This is a genomic window from Microbulbifer maximicatervae (SeqCode), from assembly GCF_052467815.1.
Map to the genome: position 1 here is coordinate 241,587 of NZ_CP174326.1, position 21,225 is coordinate 262,811.

Annotated in this window: 18 protein-coding genes; 9 read left to right on the top strand and 9 right to left on the bottom strand. The window is 51.7% G+C overall.

Annotated features, from left to right (window positions below):
- Positions 1-32 precede the first annotated feature (32 nt).
- The 4 genes from rapZ (at position 33) to yjgA (ending at position 3,211) form a co-directional block, all read left to right on the top strand.
- On the top strand, positions 33-893 hold the full coding sequence (gene rapZ, locus ACJJIW_RS01045) for an RNase adapter RapZ (RefSeq protein WP_282933906.1): 861 nt from the start codon (positions 33-35) through the stop codon (positions 891-893).
- Positions 894-912: 19 nt separating this feature from the next.
- Complete coding sequence (locus ACJJIW_RS01050; protein ID WP_282933907.1) at positions 913-1,182, top strand: HPr family phosphocarrier protein; 270 nt, start codon at positions 913-915, stop codon at positions 1,180-1,182.
- A gap of 99 nt (positions 1,183-1,281) precedes the next feature.
- Positions 1,282-2,649, top strand: coding sequence for a magnesium transporter (mgtE, locus tag ACJJIW_RS01055; protein WP_282933908.1), 1,368 nt, complete (start codon positions 1,282-1,284; stop codon positions 2,647-2,649).
- A gap of 46 nt (positions 2,650-2,695) precedes the next feature.
- The gene (gene yjgA, locus ACJJIW_RS01060; protein WP_444936489.1) at positions 2,696-3,211 is read left to right on the top strand and encodes a ribosome biogenesis factor YjgA; all 516 of its coding nucleotides are present in this window, start codon (positions 2,696-2,698) and stop codon (positions 3,209-3,211) included.
- 59 nt (positions 3,212-3,270) lie between these two features.
- Here yjgA and msrB read toward each other — a convergent pair whose 3' ends face one another.
- The 7 genes from msrB to ACJJIW_RS01095 form a co-directional block, all read right to left on the bottom strand.
- Complete coding sequence (msrB, locus tag ACJJIW_RS01065; protein WP_282933910.1) at positions 3,271-3,813, bottom strand: peptide-methionine (R)-S-oxide reductase MsrB; 543 nt, start codon at positions 3,811-3,813, stop codon at positions 3,271-3,273.
- A gap of 62 nt (positions 3,814-3,875) precedes the next feature.
- Positions 3,876-8,075 carry a YhdP family protein gene (locus ACJJIW_RS01070; protein WP_444936490.1) on the bottom strand — a complete coding sequence of 1,400 codons (4,200 nt, stop codon included), beginning with the start codon at positions 8,073-8,075 and terminating at the stop codon, positions 3,876-3,878.
- A gap of 36 nt (positions 8,076-8,111) precedes the next feature.
- Positions 8,112-9,599 carry a ribonuclease G gene (rng, locus tag ACJJIW_RS01075; RefSeq protein ID WP_444893008.1) on the bottom strand — a complete coding sequence of 496 codons (1,488 nt, stop codon included), beginning with the start codon at positions 9,597-9,599 and terminating at the stop codon, positions 8,112-8,114.
- Entirely contained in the window at positions 9,596-10,207 is a 612-nt protein-coding gene (locus ACJJIW_RS01080) for a Maf family protein (RefSeq protein WP_444893007.1), read from the bottom strand. Before ACJJIW_RS01080 ends, rng begins: the two co-directional genes overlap by 4 nt.
- A 97-nt stretch (positions 10,208-10,304) precedes the next feature.
- Positions 10,305-10,784, bottom strand: coding sequence for a rod shape-determining protein MreD (mreD, locus tag ACJJIW_RS01085; RefSeq protein WP_282933914.1), 480 nt, complete (start codon positions 10,782-10,784; stop codon positions 10,305-10,307).
- A complete protein-coding gene (gene mreC / locus ACJJIW_RS01090) occupies positions 10,771-11,613 on the bottom strand; it encodes a rod shape-determining protein MreC (RefSeq protein ID WP_282933915.1) in 843 nt (280 codons plus the stop codon). Before mreC ends, mreD begins: the two co-directional genes overlap by 14 nt.
- A 136-nt stretch (positions 11,614-11,749) precedes the next feature.
- Positions 11,750-12,784: a rod shape-determining protein gene (locus ACJJIW_RS01095; RefSeq protein ID WP_020412569.1), complete on the bottom strand. Its 1,035-nt coding sequence runs from the start codon at positions 12,782-12,784 to the stop codon at positions 11,750-11,752.
- 357 nt (positions 12,785-13,141) lie between these two features.
- Here ACJJIW_RS01095 and gatC point away from each other — a divergent pair, with 357 nt between their 5' ends.
- From gatC to cysZ, 5 genes are all read left to right on the top strand, one after another.
- Entirely contained in the window at positions 13,142-13,429 is a 288-nt protein-coding gene (gene gatC, locus ACJJIW_RS01100) for an Asp-tRNA(Asn)/Glu-tRNA(Gln) amidotransferase subunit GatC (protein ID WP_282933916.1), read from the top strand.
- A gap of 71 nt (positions 13,430-13,500) precedes the next feature.
- Positions 13,501-14,946, top strand: coding sequence for an Asp-tRNA(Asn)/Glu-tRNA(Gln) amidotransferase subunit GatA (gene gatA / locus ACJJIW_RS01105; protein ID WP_444936491.1), 1,446 nt, complete (start codon positions 13,501-13,503; stop codon positions 14,944-14,946).
- A gap of 11 nt (positions 14,947-14,957) precedes the next feature.
- A complete protein-coding gene (gene gatB / locus ACJJIW_RS01110; protein ID WP_282933918.1) occupies positions 14,958-16,409 on the top strand; it encodes an Asp-tRNA(Asn)/Glu-tRNA(Gln) amidotransferase subunit GatB in 1,452 nt (483 codons plus the stop codon).
- 65 nt (positions 16,410-16,474) lie between these two features.
- Positions 16,475-16,771, top strand: a complete 297-nt coding sequence (locus ACJJIW_RS01115; protein WP_282933919.1) for a PA4642 family protein — start codon at positions 16,475-16,477, stop codon at positions 16,769-16,771.
- Between the two features lie 51 nt (positions 16,772-16,822).
- Positions 16,823-17,653 carry a sulfate transporter CysZ gene (gene cysZ, locus ACJJIW_RS01120; protein ID WP_282933920.1) on the top strand — a complete coding sequence of 277 codons (831 nt, stop codon included), beginning with the start codon at positions 16,823-16,825 and terminating at the stop codon, positions 17,651-17,653.
- A 53-nt stretch (positions 17,654-17,706) separates the two neighbouring features.
- Here cysZ and ACJJIW_RS01125 read toward each other — a convergent pair whose 3' ends face one another.
- Entirely contained in the window at positions 17,707-18,855 is a 1,149-nt protein-coding gene (locus ACJJIW_RS01125; protein ID WP_282933921.1) for a hypothetical protein, read from the bottom strand.
- A gap of 338 nt (positions 18,856-19,193) precedes the next feature.
- Positions 19,194-21,218 (bottom strand): acyltransferase family protein, encoded by a 2,025-nt coding sequence (locus ACJJIW_RS01130; RefSeq protein ID WP_444936492.1) that lies wholly within the window; start codon positions 21,216-21,218, stop codon positions 19,194-19,196.
- Positions 21,219-21,225: the final 7 nt, after the last annotated feature.

The window sequence follows — 21,225 nt, forward strand, 5'->3', positions numbered from 1 at the left end:
AATAAAGACTTGACCAAAGAAAAGGGCTCCCCATGCGCTTGGTGATAATTAGTGGCCGCTCCGGTTCCGGTAAAAGTTCTGCCCTGCAGTTATTGGAGGATGTTGGCTTCAACTGCATCGACAACCTCCCCACCAGCCTTCTCCCCGAGCTGGTTAAGCGAGTCAGGGCACAACCGCCGAAAGAGAATACCCCTTTGGCCTTAGGTGTCGATGCCCGCAACCTTTGGCAAGACATCAGGCAGGCTCCCGGCGTAATCGAATCTTTGCGCGAGGCGGGAGTGCAATGCGATGTTATTTATCTCGATGCGCGAGAGCCAGTATTGGTACAGCGATTCAGCGAGACCCGACGAAAGCACCCCCTCAGCAATGACTGCACCCACCTACTAGAAGCCCTCAACCAGGAAAAAGAGCTGCTCACCCCCATCTCCACCATCGCGGATATGGTTATTGATACCAGCACCTTGAGTTTGCACCAGCTGCGTGAACTGATTAAAAATCGTGTTGTTGGTGAACAATCAAACAGCATGGCGATTCTTTTCCAGTCCTTTGGGTTCAAACATGGGGTGCCAGTGGATGCAGACTTGATTTTTGACCTACGCTGCCTGCCCAATCCCTATTGGGAACCTGCTCTAAGAGAAAAAACCGGTAAGGATATCGAAGTCGCTGAATTCTTGCGCTCTCACCCAGAGACCGCAAAGATGGAGGCTGACATCACCAACTTTCTGGAAAACTGGCTGCCCTCGTACCAGAAAAGTAATCGCAGCTACACCTGTGTCTCTATCGGCTGCACTGGGGGCCGACATCGATCAGTTTATATGGTTGAACAGCTGGTAAAGAAATTTTCCAAAGAGTTTGATAACGTCCAGATACGCCACAGGGAGCAACAAAAATAGATTTTTGTCGAGCAGCGCAATGCAGAAACACCAACTGACCATCATCAATAAACTCGGCTTGCACGCCCGCGCTGCAAGCAAGTTCGCGCAGACCTCCTCCAGGTTCTGCTCCAATATTAAAGTGCATTGCCAGGGTAAAGCCGTAGATGGAAAAAGCGTGATGGCCCTGATGTTACTAGCTGCAGGCAAAGGCACGGAGCTGGAATTGGAAATAGAGGGGACAGATGAAAATGCTGCCCTGGAAGCTATCAGCACACTGATCTCCGATCGATTCGGCGAAGCTGAATAGAGGCCGGTATACTATTGCCAGGAAAAGCTCACTCTAAACATTAAATCGCTAAGCTTTTACATCGCCTCCCAAATCCACCATTAGCAGTAAGGACTTGTTGTGCCCAGCTCTCCCCAAGCCGAAATCAAATTCCGCGCACAAAGTCAGCTGGGTGAGCTGTATGCCGCGCTGGATAGCGGTACGGGACAAGAAGTCCGGCGCATGCTCAAGACCCTGACTCCGCAAAGTGTTGCGCAATTGCTGGAGAGCTCTCCACCGCGTATCCGCCAGGTACTTTGGAATTTGGTGGACAGGGAAATAGAGGGTGAGGTCCTACAGGAACTCACCGACGATGTACGCAGCCTGATCCTCGCCACTATGGATACCGAGGAGATGGTGGAGGTGATGGAAGGCCTGGATGCCGACGACATCGCCGATATACTTCAGCAGCTGCCGGAGCGAGTTGTTGCCGAAGTGCTCTCATCGATGACGGAAACCGACCGCCTCCGGGTTGAAAGTGTTCTCGCCTATGATGAGAACACTGCCGGCGGTTTAATGGATACGGATACTATCTCTGTCCGCCCCAACCTGACTCTCGATGTGGTACTTCGCTACCTTAGGCGCCATGAACAACTACCGGAATCTACCGACAGCCTTTTTGTGATTAACCGGAGGGGCCAATATATCGGTCTCTTGCCACTATCCAAACTTCTCACCACAGACCCATCGGTGACAGTTCGCGAAGTGGTCAATACCGATGTGGAACCAATACCCGCAGATATGCCCGACACAGAAGTCGCGCGCTTGTTTGAGAAATATGACTGGATTACCGCACCAGTAGTCGATGAGGATAACCGCCTGCTGGGGCGAATCACCATTGACGATGTAGTGGATGTTATCCGAGAGGATGCAGACCACTCCCTGATGAGCCTTGCCGGCCTCGATGAAGAGGAAGACACCTTTGCCCCAGTAGGGCGCACTGCGCGGCGCCGGGCCGTTTGGCTGGGTATTAATCTGCTCACAGCTCTGCTTGCCTCCTGGGTGATCAGTTTGTTCCAAAATACCCTGGACAAGGTGGTAGCCCTAGCAGTCCTAATGCCCATCGTCGCCAGCATGGGAGGCGTGGCCGGTAGCCAAACGCTGACAGTGGTCATTCGCGGTATGGCCTTAGGCCAGATAGGACGCAGTAATTTAAGCTGGCTACTTTCCCGTGAGCTGGGTTCGGCGGCACTCAATGCTCTTTTGTGGGCGCTTGTGATGGGCTTGATAACCGCCATGTGGTTTGGCGATATATGGATTGCGGTCATTATCCTTGCCGCCATGATAATCAACCTATTAACCGCCGCACTCGCCGGAGCGATATTACCAGTAGCATTGCGTGCCATGAATATAGACCCGGCACTGGCCGGCGGGGTAGCGCTTACTACAGTCACCGATGTAGTAGGCTTTATGTCTTTTCTGGGCTTGGCCACTTGGTACTTTAGCTAAACCACCTCTGAACCAAGCCCCCTTATTTACCGAAAGCGAATCAAAGATGTACGAATACGATGACTACGATGACGACCTGCCGAAAAGTAAATCTCAGGTCAAAAAAGAAATGCACGAGCTGCAGAATCTCGGCAAGCAACTAACCGAGCTCTCCAAGGCCCAACTGGCTGAAGTCCCCATAGATGAGGACTTACAGGAGGCTATTGCTACGCTACATCGGATCAAATCCAATGAGGCTCGCCGGCGCCAGATGCAGTACATCGGCAAGTTGATGCGCAGTGCCGATCAAGAGGCGATAGAATCAGTGTTGAACCGTTTTAAAGAGCGAGACCACCAATACCTGCATTTCGATAAAATGGCCGAAGACTGGCGCAAACGACTACTGGAGGAAGGCAGTAGTGCCCAGGGGGAGTTCTTTGACCAGCATACAAGTGTCGATCACCAACAGCTGCGCCAACTGATTAGGGACTCCCATCGAGAAATCAAAAACAATAAGCCCCCAACCAATCAACGAAAATTATTTCGCTATCTTCGCGACTTCTTTATCCAGGAAGCGGACTAGGGGCTCCGGGCGCTCCAGTGTGAACTGGCTGGCAGCGCCCGCAATCAAGTCATCAGAAGTTATTGCGCTTTCTTATCCCCAGAAGCCGGTACAAAGTCCAAAGCCAAAGAGTTTAGGCAGTAGCGCAAACCAGTGGGCTCCGGGCCATCTTTAAAAACATGTCCCAAGTGTTCCCCGCACTTTGATAACACCTCAGTCCGCTTCAAGCCCCAGCTGTAATCGTCCTTTAAGACAATATTTTTTGGGTAGGCAACATCCCAAAAGCTGGGCCAACCAGTACCCGATTCAAACTTCTGCTCAGAGCTGAAAACCGGTAAACGGCAACCTGCGGTAACATAAACCCCTTTCTCTTTGTTATTCAGAAGCTTGCCACTAAAAGCGGGCTCGGTACCTTTTTTCCAGAGAACTTTGTAGCGATCCTCTGGCAGGATCTGCTTCCAGACAGACTTAGGGATCTGATCGAGATCAGTCCCCTCTGCAATATGCTTTTCAGCTTGAGCGACCGTCATATTCTGATCGCGCTGGTGGTCATCGGCCTCAGAGCACGCCGAAAGGGTGGCGGCGCCACAAAGGAGGGTGAACAGTATTGAATACCATGCCATCTGCTGTGCTCCTTCTACAGGGAATCAACACTAAGATTAGATGGCTATAGGGTAATTAAAGTTCAGGCGGCAGGCGGCAGCTGCTCCTCAGGGCGGGCCTCAACCTGCGACTCATTTCCCTCATCCTCCAGGACTGCTCCCTGGCGTTTAGCACCGTCACCATCGAATAACTTCTCAAATCGCATTTGTGGATCAGCCCAACCACCACTTATTCGGTAACTGACACTGGCGACTTTCTTAACTTGCTTTTTAAATGCCTTACTGATCAGGTAAACACCTGCCGCCGCAGGTAATCCCCCTGCCAAGGCTGCAACCAGAGCGAGGTTATTCCCCACCGGCAAGGTAGCCACTAAGGTCAAGTCCAAATCTTCACGGACTAAATTCACTCGTCCAGCCATCTGCAGTTCACTGGTCGGGCCCTCTACCTGGATCGGAACCGCAATAAGGAGCTGGCCATCGCCTTCAAAGACCACTTCGCCCCTCACCCGATCAAAGGCCATACCACTTTTATAGAGATCTGAAAAATCAAGGCGTAAACGTCGAGCCCAAGTATCGAAGTTAAACAGCGACAATAAACGCAACACGGTAGAGCCCGTCGCACCAGTAGAGCGCAGAAACCGACCATCGCGAATATCAATTTTGAGCTCCCCGGATAGCAGGCTGCTTTTCACCTGCGTCGGAGATCCCGCCCACTTAAAAGCGGTTTCAAAACTCGCCGACTTGCTTTCAATCAACGGCTCATGTCCCATCTCCCGCTGAATATCCGCGAGATCATCAGCCACCAACCGACCGATAAACTGTGATGATTCCTGCCCCTCAGCATCCCTCATCCATACCAGCTCGGCACCCGCTTCATTTTTGCCTTTGCCCTGCCCTTCAAGGCGGAACCCCCTCACCGTACCAAAGATGTCACTCAGCACCAGACGATCTACAGATGGCCTTAATTTAAATGACCAAGGACCCAATGCTTCCTCACCTATTTGCAGGCTTTCAGTACTGAAGTCAATCTGTGGCAAACTGGTAAAGTCAAACCCGGCCAAAGGGTCTGATACCACCTCTTCTATAAAGGGGTCCAAGGGGAACGCCTCATCGCCCAGTTCAGGCTGTTTTTCAGGCATTGGCAAGCGCAAGTGAGCGAGCTTCAAGCTCAACGGTGCAGTGCCATCCAATAGTCCAGCCAGATCCCCCGCAACCATTTCACTGTCAAGTTTAAGCTTCCAGTTTGCCCCGACTCCCTCACCTTTAACATGGATATGCTCAATATCCACAGAACCCAGCTGCAACTGGTCAGTGCTGAGATCCAAGCGCACCGGTAGCGGTTGACTAGAACTCTCCTCAGCATCTACCGGTTTTTTTGTGGCTGCCGCAAAGGTATTGCCTTCTCTGTCGCCCGTTGGCTCAGAGGACTGATAGATGTCCAACAACGACTTCCAACGAAGAAAATCTACAGTGGAAATATCTCCTGTGACCGTTAACTCTCGTTTAGAAGGCAAGTTAGCCTCCGAATTCAAAGCAATCGCAGCTCGATCCAACTCCCCATCGATCAGCCAAAACTGCCCTTGTAAGTGCTCACCGTAATCCATATGGAACAAGCTACCCTGCTCCCCGATAGGCACTCGTAATACAAAATTGGTTTCCGCTTCCGCTTTCTTGCCCAAGGGCTCAGGCAAGTTAACTGCGACGCCTGTCAGATTTGAGGTAAGTTCAAATATTGCGGCGTAGGGTGTTTCAGCTGATTTCGCAGGAATGGTCACCAGGGCCTGGTAATCCATCCCACCCTCGAGCCACTGCAGCTCCGGCCGTGAACTCCATGCATGTACCGACTCAATCAGCGCATTACCGTCAATAATCACCTGGGTTTCCCTCGCATCCCCCTCACCGAAGTGCTGGATACGTGCAGTCAGCGGGCGTCCCCACAATTTGCCTTTGACCTTGGTGCCCTCAAGGCCTGTAGTACTGTCATATTTAACCAAGCCATTGAGTGCAGTCGTATCAAGACGCAGCCCCTGCAACTGAAGACCACCGTGATTCAATTTGAGTTCAACATGCTGCTTAGGCGCTACAGTTGCTCCTCCCAATGGAAGAGACAGGGACACGGCGCCATCTAATTGGCCCGTCAGAGTCCAGTCATCAAAGGCACTTCCAAGGTGATCCCTGATTGGTGATTCACGCAACAGACGCAATCCATCGGCGGCAGGACCAGCCACACCAGTTCGCACGTCCAGGCGTGAGCCTCCCCCCGCTTGAGGAGTTACTGCAACCTGGATATTTTTCGCATCCATGCTCCAAAGCTTGGCTTTATTGGCGTTGACCCGCACAATTTCATCATCGAGCAACAAGCGACCATCCACTTGTCGAACTCCAGGCCAGTCACTGGCGTAATCCAAGCTCGCATTTGAAAAATCGAGCGCCAACTGAATAGTCCGGCGCTTAGAGTGAACCCCGATCGCTCGAAGGGATTCATCCTTGCCATCTTTGCTATAACTACTGCCGCGATAAATAAAAGCTGCGCTCTCAACGCGCCCTTGATTGTTTTCACCCAAACCAGTTTTCAGCCATTTGCGCAAGTCATCACTGACAACAAATGGCACCAGCTCTTCTTGAGTAACAACACCCGCATCTTTCAAAGACAGGGACAGCACCAGATCCGCCGGTCGTGTCTGGGCGTAAAAAGGTAGTGAAAGCATAAACTGTCCACCGACCTCTCCGAGCTCACCATTCAGCATCAATGGGCCCGAAAAGACGGTAACTGCATTCTGCGCCTTATCGACATTCCAAGAGATGGTGCCGCTGGCTTGCTCAAACCCAAAGGCGTTTTTGTACAGGTTGGGAAAGTGTGCCCCCAGGGGAGTGCCATCGAGCTCAACCCGACCGCTGGCGCCCTCAACTTGTAAATATCCGCTCAGTTGGGCAATAGCCGGGGCTCCACGGAATGCTTCAGCGGTAATATCTTTCAGGTTTGCACTTATCTCTAACTGACGGCCCGCACCAGTCCGAAGACGCACGCTGTGTAATTGGCCTCGAGGCTTTAGAGCGCGCAACCACTCATCAGCAGCTCCCTCGAGCAGAGACAGGCGATTTAAAATACCGCTCCATCCTGCGAGATCAACCACATCAGCCACTAGGGACAACCCTTCTTGATCGCTTCTCACCTGCAGATTGAGCGGCGGCATTTGCAGGTCCTGCCAGTCAATTTGAATATTCTGCAAAGCTAATCGCCAGTGCTCACCAGGCAGCCAACGCCCAGACAAATCCCCAGAAAAAGCTCTCAGTGGGGCCAGGCTATGCTCCTCTATATCATTTGCCTTTTGCATATCGGCCAAGCTCTCAACTTGAGCCAGATCCACCTGACCGACTATGCGATAGCCACTGGCAGCATTACTGTGAAGCCATAAGCGGCCATCTGCCCATTTCTTCCCTTTCCAATGGAACCGGTCAGGCAACGGAGTAAGTTCGTGCAGCAAGTCAATGATATCTTCGTCGAGTAGCAACTCATTAAGCTGCATATAGCCCCGCAGTGAGAAGTGCTCTTTATCTTTCGGGTTGCCCCGCCCCTCTAGCACAACCCGCAGGGTCTCTTCATCAACTTGGCTACTCTCCCCTTCACGGGAAATAAAAGCCCGTGCAGTCAGTCGGTGAAAATCTCCACTATTTTCCAGCTGGATTTCAGGCAAATTAATTTCTGCCAGCTGCTCATCGGGAAGGCGCACAGTGATCGCTGCATCACTGATTTGGATTTTGGGGCTCAATTGGAACAGGCGGGCCGGATCTGCGGCTTCGGGATTAGGTGCAGTGCTGCCTTCAAGCTTAAGTGGGGCATCGGGAAACCCCTGCAGATACCAGAGGCCATTTTCATCGCGGTTGAGCCCGGCCGAAAACTGATTCATTTGCAGGTCTTTCCAGACCAACTCTCTATTCCATAGGCTGGAAAGCAAATCCAGCTGGAACAGACCGTGCCCCATTCTCAGCTCACCGTGTTCCCCCAGGCGCAGCCCATCCAGCTGCAATGCAACTTCAAGGGCCTCCCAACGCAGGGAAATACGATCCATCTGTACAGGAACACCAAGCTGCTCACTAAGCCAATGACTAATCTGTGGACGATAGTTCTCTACCTGCGGGGACAGCAATCGCCCTGTCTGCACGATGATTGCCAGGGCAATCACCAAGCTTATCGACAGCAACCAGAATTTTCTTGCAATCCAGCGTATTACAACCATCGCTATACCCTCACCAGCGAACAGGCGTAGACCGAGTGCTGACAATAAGCTCTCGTAGCTTGCGGGCGGGTGAATAAAGGATTACACAAGAACAATGTCATACTGCTCCTGGTTGTAAATGGGCTCTACCTGGAATTGGATAGGCCGACCAATAAATTCTTCAAGGTCGGCGACATTGGCCGACTCTTCATCGAGCAAAAGATCTATTACCACCTGGCTAGCCAGCACCATTATTTTTTCACTATCGTAAGAGCGCGCTTCACGAATAATCTCACGGAAAACCTCGAAACAAACCGTCTCAGCACTCTTTAGGGTCCCCCTACCACTACAGACTGAGCAGGGTTCACATAAAATCTGTCCCAATGACTCTCTGGTGCGCTTGCGAGTCATTTCAACCAATCCAAGCTCTGAGACCCCAGTGATGCTGGACTTGGCATGATCCCGTTCCAGAGCCTTTTCCAGGGTGCGCAAGACTTGCCTCTGGTGCTCAGGATCTTTCATATCGATAAAATCGATAATGATAATCCCCCCCAGATTCCTCAAACGCAACTGGCGGGCAATTGCTGTGGCGGCCTCCAGATTGGTTTTGAAGATAGTCTCTTCCAGATTCCGGTGGCCAACAAAAGCACCGGTATTGACGTCAATCGTACTCATCGCTTCTGTCTGCTCTACGATCAGGTAGCCGCCAGACTTTAAAGTTACTTTGTTGTGCAGTGCTCTTCTTATCTCCTCTTCAACACCGTACAAATCAAACAGTGGGCGCTCACCGGGGTAGTGCTCCAGACGACCGGCAATCTCCGGCGCATATTTACCGGCAAATTCTGCCGCACGACCGTGAGCCTCACGGGAGTCTATACGAATCTTTTCTGTATAGGGGCGCGCAAGGTCACGCAATGCACGCATAAATAACGGAAGATCCTCATAGATAACCGAAGGCACCGGACGCTCCTTGATTCGCTCGTCCAGCTCGCCCCACAATTTGTATAGGAACGGGATATCCCTCAACAGCTCTTCCTCGCTCACCCCCTCGGCAACAGTACGTAAAATAAAGCCTCCGTCAGCAGACAAGCCATCCTCTGCGAGGCGCAGTGAAGCCGCTTCAACCAATTGGCGCAGCCGCTCTCGTTCGCTCTCATCTTCAATACGGTTGGAGATGCCGATATGGCGGGTTTGCGGCATATATACCAGATAGCGCGCAGAGACCGATAAATGGGTAGTCAGTCGAGCCCCTTTACTGCTGATCGGGTCTTTCACCACCTGTACAATCAGTGACTGCCCCTCCCTGACCAAAGCGCGAATATCTGCTACCTCAGCATCCCGCGCCTCCATGCCTTCATCATCGAGAGGCGCGATATCCGACGCATGAATAAAGCCTGCACGTTCAAGGCCAATATCGACAAAAGCCGCCTGCATCCCGGGTAATACACGAATCACCTTTCCCTTGTAGATATTGCCTACAATCCCGCGCCGCGCGCTGCGCTCCAGATAGACTTCCTGAAGCACACCATTCTCTACCAAGGCCACCCGGGTTTCGGTTGGTGCGACATTAATTAACAGCTCTTCGCTCAAGATTGGCCCTCCTGCCAATAGGGAATTCCCGCATGATCCAGCATCGGAATCAGAGCTTCCAGGGGGAGTCCGACAACATTGCTATAACTGCCACTAAAAGCTTCTACCAAGGCGGCGCCAAAACCCTGTATACCGTAACCGCCGGCCTTATCGACAGGTTCCCCGGTCCTCCAGTAATCTGCTATTTGAGCTCTGGACAGGTGGCGAAACCTCACTCGAGTTTCCACCACGCGGCTAAACTGGCATTCCTGGGAGCGCAAACACACTGCAGTAAACACAGAGTGCTCTACACCCGACAAAGTCAACATCATGGATTCAAAGTCAGTAAAATCTTCCGGCTTTTCCAGTAATCTGTCGCCCGCCATAACCACCGTATCCGCTCCCAAGGTCCAAAGCCCTTCTGGACAGCCAGCAGCGCGAAATCCAGCGATAGCCTTGTCATGAGCCAGGCGCTCTATGTACTCAAGAGTACTTTCATTAGGTTGCTTTTGTTCTATAACAGAAGGTGATAATTGGGAAAAAGACACCCCAATTTGGGTCAATAGTTCGGCGCGACGCGGTGAACCCGAGGCTAAAAGAAGTCGATTGTCAGAAGCGCTTTTTGTCACTCTAATACATATTCCCTGTGGGCCAGCGGCTGATTATAGCGATACTGTTCGAAAAATGATCGATTTTTTACACTGATTTACAGTGCTGACGAGACGGTCAACGAACGTGTAAACGCCCGGAAAGGCTCCTCAGCCATGGGGTCACCCAGGGCCAGAGCAGGGCTGTGGTAAGAGCTGGCCACAGGAAGGTCAGCCCGGGTACCGACTTCCCCTCAAGGCCATGCACCCAATTGCCCACGACTTGGTGAATACCCACCAGAACAAATACCCACAATAATTGCTGGGCGGGGTTAAATGCTCGGGTACGCTGGTATGTAAGCAGACTGAAATAGGCGAGAACCGACAGGGCTAGGGCGTGAGTTCCCAGGCTCGCCCCAGTAGCCAAATCCTGGAATATACCGATCACCCAGGCGAACCCCACGCCAAAGCTCTGAGGCATGCGAGTAATCCAGAATATCACCAGCAAGGCCGGAAATGCAGGACGAAACCAAAGCCATTGTTGCGGCAAAGGCATAACGGCAAGCAGCAAGGACAGCAGAATCGTGACCGCAATAAACCAGCGGTTATTCGCTTGCAACAGAGCGTCCTCCATCGCCGATAACCGCTAATACAAATCGACTGCGATTCATTCGTCCCCTAGGTAGCACTTCGGCCTCCGCAAAGGGTTTCCCCGGATCTCTCTGTACCGAAATAACCTCTCCAACCGGATAACCCGCAGGAAACCGACTTCCCAGGCCAGAACTGAGTAACAAGTCGCCTTCACGGATATCACTTGTATTGGCGAGATGACGCAACTTCAGACGATACAGGTCACCTGTTCCCTCAGCGACAGTGCGCATGCTGTTGCGTAAAACCTGGACAGGAATAGCATGACTTGAATCAGTGATCAGCAGGATACGACTATAAGAGTCACCAGCCTCAATCACCTGCCCCAGCAAACCGCTGGCATCCATTACCGGGGTGCCAATATCAACGCCGTCATCCCGGCCCTTGTCAATCAGCAGTACATGCTCCAGAGGGTCAGGGGTAACACCCACCACCTGGGCCACCAGTACTCGGTCGTCGACCATTTCCGCCGAATTCATCAGCTCTTTTAGCTGAGTATTCTCCGCTTTGACGGCAGCCAATAACTGGCTGCGTTGTTCCAGTAACAGTACCTGCCGCTTGAGGCGACTGTTCTCTTCTTGTAACTCCTCGCGAGAGCGAAACTGTTCATCCGCCCAATCACCCACACGCTCAGGGGCACCTGTCACCCAATACAGTGGAGCGATCACCCCAGATAAGCGTTCGCGAACAGGCTGAAACCAATTGGTGTAATGATCGGAGACGATCAGCAAGATTGCGAGTATGGCGAGAAAGCCCAAGCGGTATTCAGCAGAGGGACCGCGGGTAAATAGCGGTTTCACAGGCAATTCCCTCTTAGCAGGTCAATCAAAGACAATGAGATCAGCACAAGCTATAAAAGTGCTTGCTCTGTTTTTATTACAGGGAGCCCCCGGATAAAACCACAGGCTCCCTATCTATATTACGCAATGCCGTCTGTCAGTTAGACATCAAGTAGAGGCGGCTGCGGTCCAACATATCCAGTGCTTTGCCGCCACCGCGGGCCACGCAAGTCAGGGGGTCATCAGCAACAATTACCGGCAGACCGGATTCTTCCATTAGCAGGCGATCGAGATCGCGCAGCAGGGCACCACCACCGGTCAGTACCATGCCGCGCTCAGCGATATCGGAAGCCAATTCGGGGGGAGATTGTTCCAGTGCGCTTTTGACCGCTTGTACAATCCCGGTCAGCGGCTCTTGCAGGGCCTCGAGAATTTCATCGGAGTTCAGGGTGAAACTGCGGGGGACACCTTCGGCCAGGTTGCGGCCACGCACGTCGATTTCGCGAACCTCACTGCCCGCATAGGCGCAGCCAATTTCTTCTTTAATTCGCTCGGCGGTCGCATCACCGATCACACTGCCGTAGTTGCGACGCACATAGTTGACGATAGCCTCATCAAAGCGGTCACCGCCAATGCGCACAGAATCGGAGTAAACTACACCATTGAGGGAAATAATGGCAATCTCAGTGGTGCCCCCACCGATATCCACTACCATAGAGCCGCTCGCTTCCTCGACATTTAGGCCAGCACCTATTGCAGCTGCCATGGGCTCTTCGATCAGCGATACTTCGCGGGCACCGGCGCCCAGGGCAGACTCGCGAATAGCGCGGCGCTCCACTTCTGTGGACTGGCAGGGAACGCATACCAGCACTCTTGGGCTCGGGCGCATCCAACTATTTTCGTGCACTTTCTTAATAAAGTGCTGCAACATTTTTTCAGTCACCTGGAAGTCGGCGATAACACCATCCTTCAGCGGGCGAATAGCGGTAATATTGCCTGGGGTCCGGCCGAGCATGCGTTTAGCTTCTACTCCGACAGCCTCAACAATTTTCTGGCCATTGTAGTGACGGATTGCGACGACAGAGGGTTCGTCGAGTACTACGCCGCGATCGCGAACGTAAATCAGCGTGTTGGCAGTTCCCAGGTCGATGGAGAGATCACTGGAAAACATACCCCGCAAACGTTTAAACATGGAATTCGATTACCTTGTACTAATTATCAGCCCCCAGGTCGGGCACTGCGGGCGCGGCTTCTTTTATGGATACAAATCCTAATTAGTCCGCATAAATAATTCTGAGTTCCGAGCCGCATTTCGAATCGGATTCTACGCAAAATACCGGAGTCTCTCATCACTCGGCAGGTTTCGGCAAACTCTAACAACGGCTAGGCATCAGGGCAAGGCTGAAGGGAGGTCATTTGAGGCCCACTATTCATTACAGCCCCGGCCGGTGAGAATATACCCTCATTGTGCTAAATTTGCCGGTTCTGTCCGCCACATATCATACGGGCAGCTTTCGACTCGCAACTCAAGCTGGAGGAGTCCATCACCATGACAGTGGATACGCAAACTGTAGAAAAACTTGCGGAGTTGGCCCGAATCGCCATATCCAAAGAAACCATCGATGAAGTCAGCAACCGTCTCGGGGATGTTTTGCAATTGGTAGACCAGCTGCAATCCACCAATACCGATGGTATCGCCCCGATGGCGCACCCACTGGACGAAGTTCAGGAGCTTCGCACCGACACAGTAACAGAGACTGACAATCGAGAAGACTTCCTAACACTGGCTCCCCAAACCGAAGAAGGCCTCTACCTGGTTCCCAAAGTGATTGATTAACCGGTCCAACACCAACGAAATCCACCTAAATACCCAGCCCTCAGCCCGTCTAGAGCCTTTAAGGGAATAACATGCATCAGCTTACTATCGCCGAGATCATCCGTGGATTGCGGAGCAAAGAGTTCTCAAGTACAGAGCTAACCCGCCATTTACTCGGCCGCATCCAGCAACTGGACAGCAACTACAACAGTTTTATTACCGTCACCGAAGAGAGCGCCCTAGCGCAAGCCGCAGCCGCCGACCAACGCCTGGCCAACGGAGAGGCACCGGCACTGTGCGGTGTGCCCATCGCCCACAAAGATATTATTTGCACTAACGGCGTGCGCACCAGCTGTGCCTCAAAAATGCTGGATAATTTTATCCCTCCCTACGATGCCACGGTGGTAGATAACCTCAACGCTGCCGGCACCGTCTCCCTGGGCAAGACCAATATGGATGAATTCGCCATGGGCTCATCCAACGAAAGCAGCTTTTACGGCCCAGTAAAAAACCCCTGGAATACCCGCTGTGTGCCCGGCGGTTCCTCCGGTGGCTCAGCTGCGGCAGTTGCTGCACAACTGATACCCGGCGCTACAGCTACCGATACCGGCGGCTCTATTCGCCAGCCGGCAGCGTTGACAAACACCACCGGGCTGAAGCCCACCTACGGGCGTATTTCCCGCTACGGTATCGTTGCCTACGCCTCCAGCCTGGATCAGGCCGGCCCCATAGCCCGCAATGCGGAAGACGCTGCTTATTTGCTCTCCGCCATGGCCAGCCACGACCCGAAAGATTCCACCAGTCTGAAGCAGCAGCTCACTGACTTTACCGCCGAACTGAATAACCCGATCGCCGGGCTGCGGATCGGAGTACCCCGAGAGTACTTTGGGGAGGGGCTTAACCCTGAAACCGCAAGCCGGGTTCAGGAAGCTTTGAGAGCGTTTGAAAAGCTGGGGGCTCAACTGGTCGATATCAGCCTGCCACATACCGAGTTAGCGATACCTGCTTACTATGTGATCGCCCCCGCTGAAGCCTCTGCCAACCTATCTCGATTCGATGGGGTGCGCTATGGCTACCGCTGTGAAGAGCCCAAAGACCTGCGCGATCTCTATATGCGCTCCCGTGGTGAAGGCTTCGGCGAAGAAGTGCAGCGTCGCATCCTGGTAGGCACCTACGCCCTGTCCGCCGGTTATTACGATGCTTATTACAACAAAGCCCAACAGGCCCGACGCCTGATCAAGCAGGACTTTGTCGAAGCATTCGAAAAAGTGGATGTGATTATGGGCCCCACGACCCCCTCCCCCGCTTTCGAGCTTGGCGCAAAGAGCGCTGACCCGGTAGCTATGTACCTGGAGGATATCTACACCATCGCCACCAACCTCGCCGGACTACCGGGCATGTCTGTACCCTGTGGCCTGGTGGACAATATGCCAGTGGGCCTGCAAATAACCGGTAATTACCTGGAAGAGGCGCGCATGCTCAATATCGCCCACCAATACCAACAGGTAACCGACTGGCACAAAGCCAGCGCCGTATAAGGAGATAAATTGTGGAATGGGAAATCGTTATCGGGTTGGAAATTCACGTCCAGCTCTCCACCCAGTCAAAACTCTTTTCCGGCGCTAGCATCCGCTTTGGCGCCGAGCCGAATACCCAGGCATGCGCTGTGGACCTGGCCATGCCAGGCACACTGCCGGTACCCAATGAGGAAGCATTTCGTTTTGCAGTAATGTTCGGCCTGGCGATGAACGCAGAGATCGGCAAGCGCTCTGTTTTTGAACGCAAGAATTACTTCTATCCCGACTTGCCCAAGGGCTATCAAACCACTCAATTGGAACAGCCGATTGTCGGCCCAGGTGAAGTGGAAATTCACCTGGAAGATGGCAGCAGTAAGAAGGTGCGTTTGCACCACGCTCACCTGGAGGAAGATGCCGGTAAATCCCTGCATGAAGATTTCCACGGGATGTCTGGTATCGACCTGAACCGCGCAGGTACGCCGCTGATCGAGATTGTCTCTGAACCGGATATGCGCAGTGCCGCCGAGGCTGTGGCCTACCTGAAAAAAATTCACAGTATCGTAACCTACCTGGGCATTTCCGATGGTGATATGTCCCAGGGCTCACTGCGCTGTGATGCCAATGTGTCTGTGCGCTTAAAAGGCGAAGAAAAACTCGGCACCCGCACAGAGTTAAAAAACATCAATTCTTTCCGTTTTGTCGAGCGCGCAATTAAAGTCGAAGCTGAACGTCAGATCGACATCCTGGAAGACGGCGGCACTATTACCCAGGAAACCCGCCTCTACGACGCGGACAAAAATGAAACCCGCTCTATGCGCAGCAAAGAAGTGGCCAATGATTACCGCTACTTCCCCTGCCCGGACCTTCTGCCAGTTGTACTCACTGATGAATATGTCGAACAACTGCGCAGCATCCTGCCAGAACTGCCTGATGCAAAAGCAGCCCGCTTCCAAGCGGAATACCAGCTATCTGCTTATGATGCAGACCAGCTGACACAGGAGCGTGCCAGTGCAGACTATTTTGAAACTGTGAGTAAATCCTGTGGCGAATCCAAGCTTGCCGCCAACTGGATTAACGGTGAACTGGCAGCGCTGCTCAACCGTCGTGAACTTACTATTTCACAATCTCCGGTTTCTGCCGACCAGCTAGCTGGACTAATCGCACGGATCAAAGACAACACCATTTCCAGTAAGATCGCCAAACAGGTATTCGAGGCTATTGCCGACGGAGAGGGCAGTGCCGACGAAGTCATCGAAAAGCGTGGCCTGAAACAGGTTTCGGATACCGGCGCTATCGAAAAAATGGTGGATGAAGTGATTGCTGCAAGCGGTGCTCAAGTAGAAAACTACCGCAAGGCAGATGAATCAAAACGCCCCAAAATGATGGGGTATTTCGTCGGGCAGATAATGAAAGCGTCCAAGGGGCAAGCAAACCCACAGATGATTAATAAAATCCTCAAGCAAAAATTGGACGCACTACTTTAATCGTCAACATTCTCAACTTGGGTCGGGCTTCGCCCGTCCCCTATTTATGTAGCAAGGATATAGTTTTGAGCCTGAAAAAAGACAAACAAAAAGTACTCGGAGAAGTTTTTGACAAGGAGCGTATTGCTGGATTCTTGATTGGCGAAGCCCCCGCTGGCGTAAACCGGGATTTTCACCTGCTCGAGCGCGCCTACCGAAGTATGAAAGCAGAGAGCTTTGCCACATTTGTAAAGTTATTTCTCGCTGAAGGCCTGGATCTGAACAGCCCCGGCCCCGACGGAAAAACCCTGCTGGCCCGTATTGGCGAACACCGCCAGGGCGCAGAGTATAGCGAGATTTTAAAAGCCGCTGGCGCCAACTAGCAGCCTAGTAGCCTTGAAATTCCTGGAATAGTTCCAGCGAGAGGTGAGAATATGACTTCAAATCCCGTTCACGGTATCGATGCACTGGTGCGCGGTATCCACTTGATTACCCGGCGTGAATTGCGCCCATTTATCCTGGTACCACTACTAATAAACCTCGTACTGTTTATTATTATCAGCGGCATTATGATTTCCCAACTGGGAGGACTTACCGATTATATCGGCAGCCTGCTTTCCCACACGCCAGTAAATACAGAAAATATGTCCTGGTGGGAAGCCATGATGGCCAAGGGGGCCGCGTGGGCTGCCAGTGTTTTTCGCTGGCTCGCCTGGATTATTGCGTTACTTGTGCTTTTCCTGTTTTTTCTCGCCTACGGCTATTTATTTAGCGTTATTACCAACATTATTGCCGCCCCCTTTAACGGTTTGCTCGCCGAGAAAGTCGAGGAGCTACTAACCGGTAAGGCTCCCCCTGCCGAGCCGATAATGCAAATGGTATGGCGTACCCTGGGCCGGGAATTACGTAAGCTGGGTTACTTTATATTTTGGGGTTTGATCGTATTCATTATTGCCACCATCACCAGCTGGACCATTATTATCCCCGCAGTGCTCACTGCAGTTTGGGGTGCTTGGTGCATGGCCATTCAGTATGTTGACTACCCACTGGATAATCACCAACGGCCATTTGATGAATTAAAAACAGTTCTGCGCCGCCGCAAATTGACCAGCCTGACCTTTGGTGGAACTGTCATGCTTGCCAAAATGGTACCGGTTTTAAATATCTTTATTATGCCTGCGGCAGTTGCTGGCGGTACGGCTTTGTGGATTGAAAGACTGCGTATTGAAGGAGATCCCGGCACTCAAACTCCGGTACTTCAGTAACTTTACCTGTAAAACAGGAAGCCCTCTTATACAGAGGGCTTTTTATTTTGATACTACCTTCCCGATGTTTTCTTCTTTTTCAATGCTCGATACCAAGGTTGTTGGCCCTTGGCAATATAAGCGCTAGCCGATAAGCACTTTGCCAAATTCTCAAGCTCCTGGGTGAGTACATCTCCTGAAAACCTTTTTCTTAACATTTGTTGGAGTTTGTCTGCCAATAATGCATCCCTCAACCCCTCTGGCTTCTGGATACCGGCAGATAGAATTTCAGGAATCCACTCAGACAGATCTCGCACCGTTATCCAATCATTTCCCTGTTCAGGGTACACAGAAAAATCAGTATCGAATGCCAGGCCTGAATCGTTACTAAGAAAGGTACTATTTAACAACTGATTGGATGCTTTGAACTGCAGGAAGAACTGCCTGGCATCATCTCTTGATGGAAGTAACTGAGTATGATCTTCCAGCATCATTGGCTTCAGCTTAATCAATTCAGACTCCGCTACCCCCAGCTCCAGTAATTTATGGGTCAGCAAGAACTCCTTTCTATCTACCCCTTCATTCACCCTGCGAGCAGAAAGCTTCACATCCCCATCAAGCAAAGAGAAAAAATCACTCACAATATCACCCCCGTTCAAAGCTTCCCGACCGAAAAGCCTCACCTTGAGGGAATCAGTCCCAAATACCGTCTCCCATAGCTTCAACTTGCTAAAATAATCGTAGTAAATCTCAATATCTTTATTGAGAGTGGGAAAAGCCCCCTCACTATGGCCAAGCAACTTACTAGAGGAGCTTCGATTGGAAGCGGCCCCACGAGCTCCTTGTTTTTTAAAAGATATTGCCTGTAAATCCTGCCTGCGCAGATAAACAATCACTTTAACGTTATCGAAGTACTTGGCACACACCTGCTGAACCAGCTCAATACTCTCATGTTGATGCAAAAAGCAAAGGTGCTCCGCCGATACAATGGTTTGCTTACTGCGACTAGCTGCAAGTAGCTCATCGAGCCGGGAATTGAGCTTAAAACGGACCAGCCCTTTCTCCCGCAAAACTTCAATACACCCAGAGGAGTTTCCTTTTTTTCCAAGGGAAAGGAATTCAAAGCCCGCCTTATTCAGGGCTTGTGTCTGCTCCTTCATTGCCAACTGGAGAGAGCTGGAGCCGGTTTTATGGAAACCGATATGTAAGTAGAGGGTGCGCATCCGAGTATTTACTTTAATTCTTATTGAGTAATGGATGTCAGAATGCAAGCTAGCCCCATACTATAGGAGCAATCTCAACCTGCAGAGTCTTGACTCATGCAACTGGCTAAATCCGTTTAATTTTAGGATAGAAATGGACATTAGAAAGAAATATAAGCCATTAATGGTACATTTGTCACAACTTTAACACTAACAAAGCACAGAAAGATTGAACAGAAAAGTGGATAAGAGCCACTGCTGTCCAATTCTGGGCAGTGGCTCATAATCACAAGTGGAGGGGAGCTGGTGTGTAAGAGAGGGGTGGCTTCGATGCCTACTATTTTGAGTGCTGGTATCAGCTAACCGCCTGGCCTTATATTCGAGTTCGCCATTAATAGTCGATTCATCAAGCCTGGTACCAGCATCTCTGAACCAAAAGTGCTCAGATGATTATCGTCGCGATACAGCGACCGACCCTCCATCTGTATTTGGCATTCTGATGGGCAAAGCTCCGACACAAGACTACCTCGCTGTATTTCAAACTCCTCCGACAAGGCCTCAAGAGTCGCCCTTACCCGACTGTTACGCTCCACCACCTGTTCTAGTGTCGGCGCCGCTTGTACCCGAGCCCCAATAAACTCCGCGCTGGCAATAGCCAATGGTACGGAAAAAGAAATCTCTGGAATCCCCTCAATAATCACCACGCTGCGGCCCGAAGCACGAATTCTGGCGATAGTTTGCCGAAGCCCATAATCAAATAACTCATAGTTTCGACTGGATTGGGCTCCATTTATCTGAGGGCCATCTTCATCTCCCGCCAACCCCAAAACTGCCGACAGCCCGCCTTCTCCAGGAGATCGTGTGCCCTCGGCCAATAGGGCCCAGCGAGCCACCAAAACAACTGTGCCTAAATCAGAGCGGCGCTCCAGCATCCCCATGACATCTTCATTAAAGCGGTCACACCCATGGGATGCACCCATTTCCAAACGAATTACATCCAGAAGCGGCGCACAAGCAGACTTTGCAGCTACAATTCCACTGTACCCCTCAGCCTCAAGCCAATGCTCAAATCCCGGAATAAAAGCACCCGCATGGGAATCTCCCCAGAGTAGATAGTCTACCTGAGAGTCGTCGTCGGGTGCCCCCACCTCACAAAGCCCCTCGGAAGGTGCAAGCTTCATACAGCGGCGCTCTTCGGGTGTGCGTGATCTAGCGCTCTCATAAGCTGCATATACCGGCTCTGGCAGCCTTGAGGGCACTCCTTTTTTTACATTGATAACCAGGGAAACACTCATGATAAGTGTTCCCACAGCTCCCAGTGACAAAGCCAGGCCCCGACGGGAAAGTCCCCTCTCAGATGCACGGCGAAATGGCGCCTCTACGAATCGCCAGCTGAACCAAGCGAGAATGAAAGAGAGCGCAATCGCGACCAATGCCATTGCCAGGGGGAGCTCAGCTGATCCATTGAGAAGGCGGAGTAAAACCAGGACTGGCCAGTGCCATAGATACAGAGAGTAGGAAATCAAGCCTATTGCTACGATGATCCGCAGCCGCAACAACCGAGCAATAATTGTTTCCCGATTCCCTCCAGTCCAAATGAGCACCGCAGCTCCGATACAAGGTAATAGTGCGGCAATTCCAGGGAAGGGCGTGGAGGAGTCATAAACAAAGACGCTATAAAGAATCATTGCGATTCCAGCAGCCGCCACCAACTCCAGCAACCAAGCTTTGCGCACTTGTGGAATAGCTCCTAAGGCCAGTAGAGCCCCAAGCCCCAACTCCCAAACCCGCGAAGGCGTCAGGAAATAATTGGCGAAAGGCTGGGCTTTAGTTGCCCAAACTGAGTAAACGAGAGAGAGTATCGATAACCCAGCCACAACCAGCAATTTCGAGCGCCGGCTACGAGAAGCTAGCAGGCAAAGCAACAGCGGGAAAAACAGATAAAACTGCTCTTCAACAGATAACGACCAAGTGTGTAGCAGAGGTTGCCAGTCTGCTCCCGAACCAAAATAGTCCTCGGTACTTTGCCAAAACCAGAAGTTAGATGCGAACAATAGCGTCGCCAATGCGGACTGCCCCAGTTCTTTAAAGGGGTCTGGTGGTAATACAAACCACCCTGCAACAATCGAAGTCGCCAGAACAAAGAATAATGCTGGCAAGATACGGCGAGCTCGACGCTCATAAAAATTAGCCAGGGAGAAGCGATATTCACCAATTTCCTTCACCAGGATACTGGTAATCAGGTAACCGGAAATAACAAAAAAGATATCGACCCCAACAAAGCCACCGGAGAAACCCGGTAACCCTGCATGGGCCAAAACAACAGGAAGAACTGCTAATGCGCGCAACCCATCGATGTCTCGACGGTACCCAATACTGCTCATAGTGTAT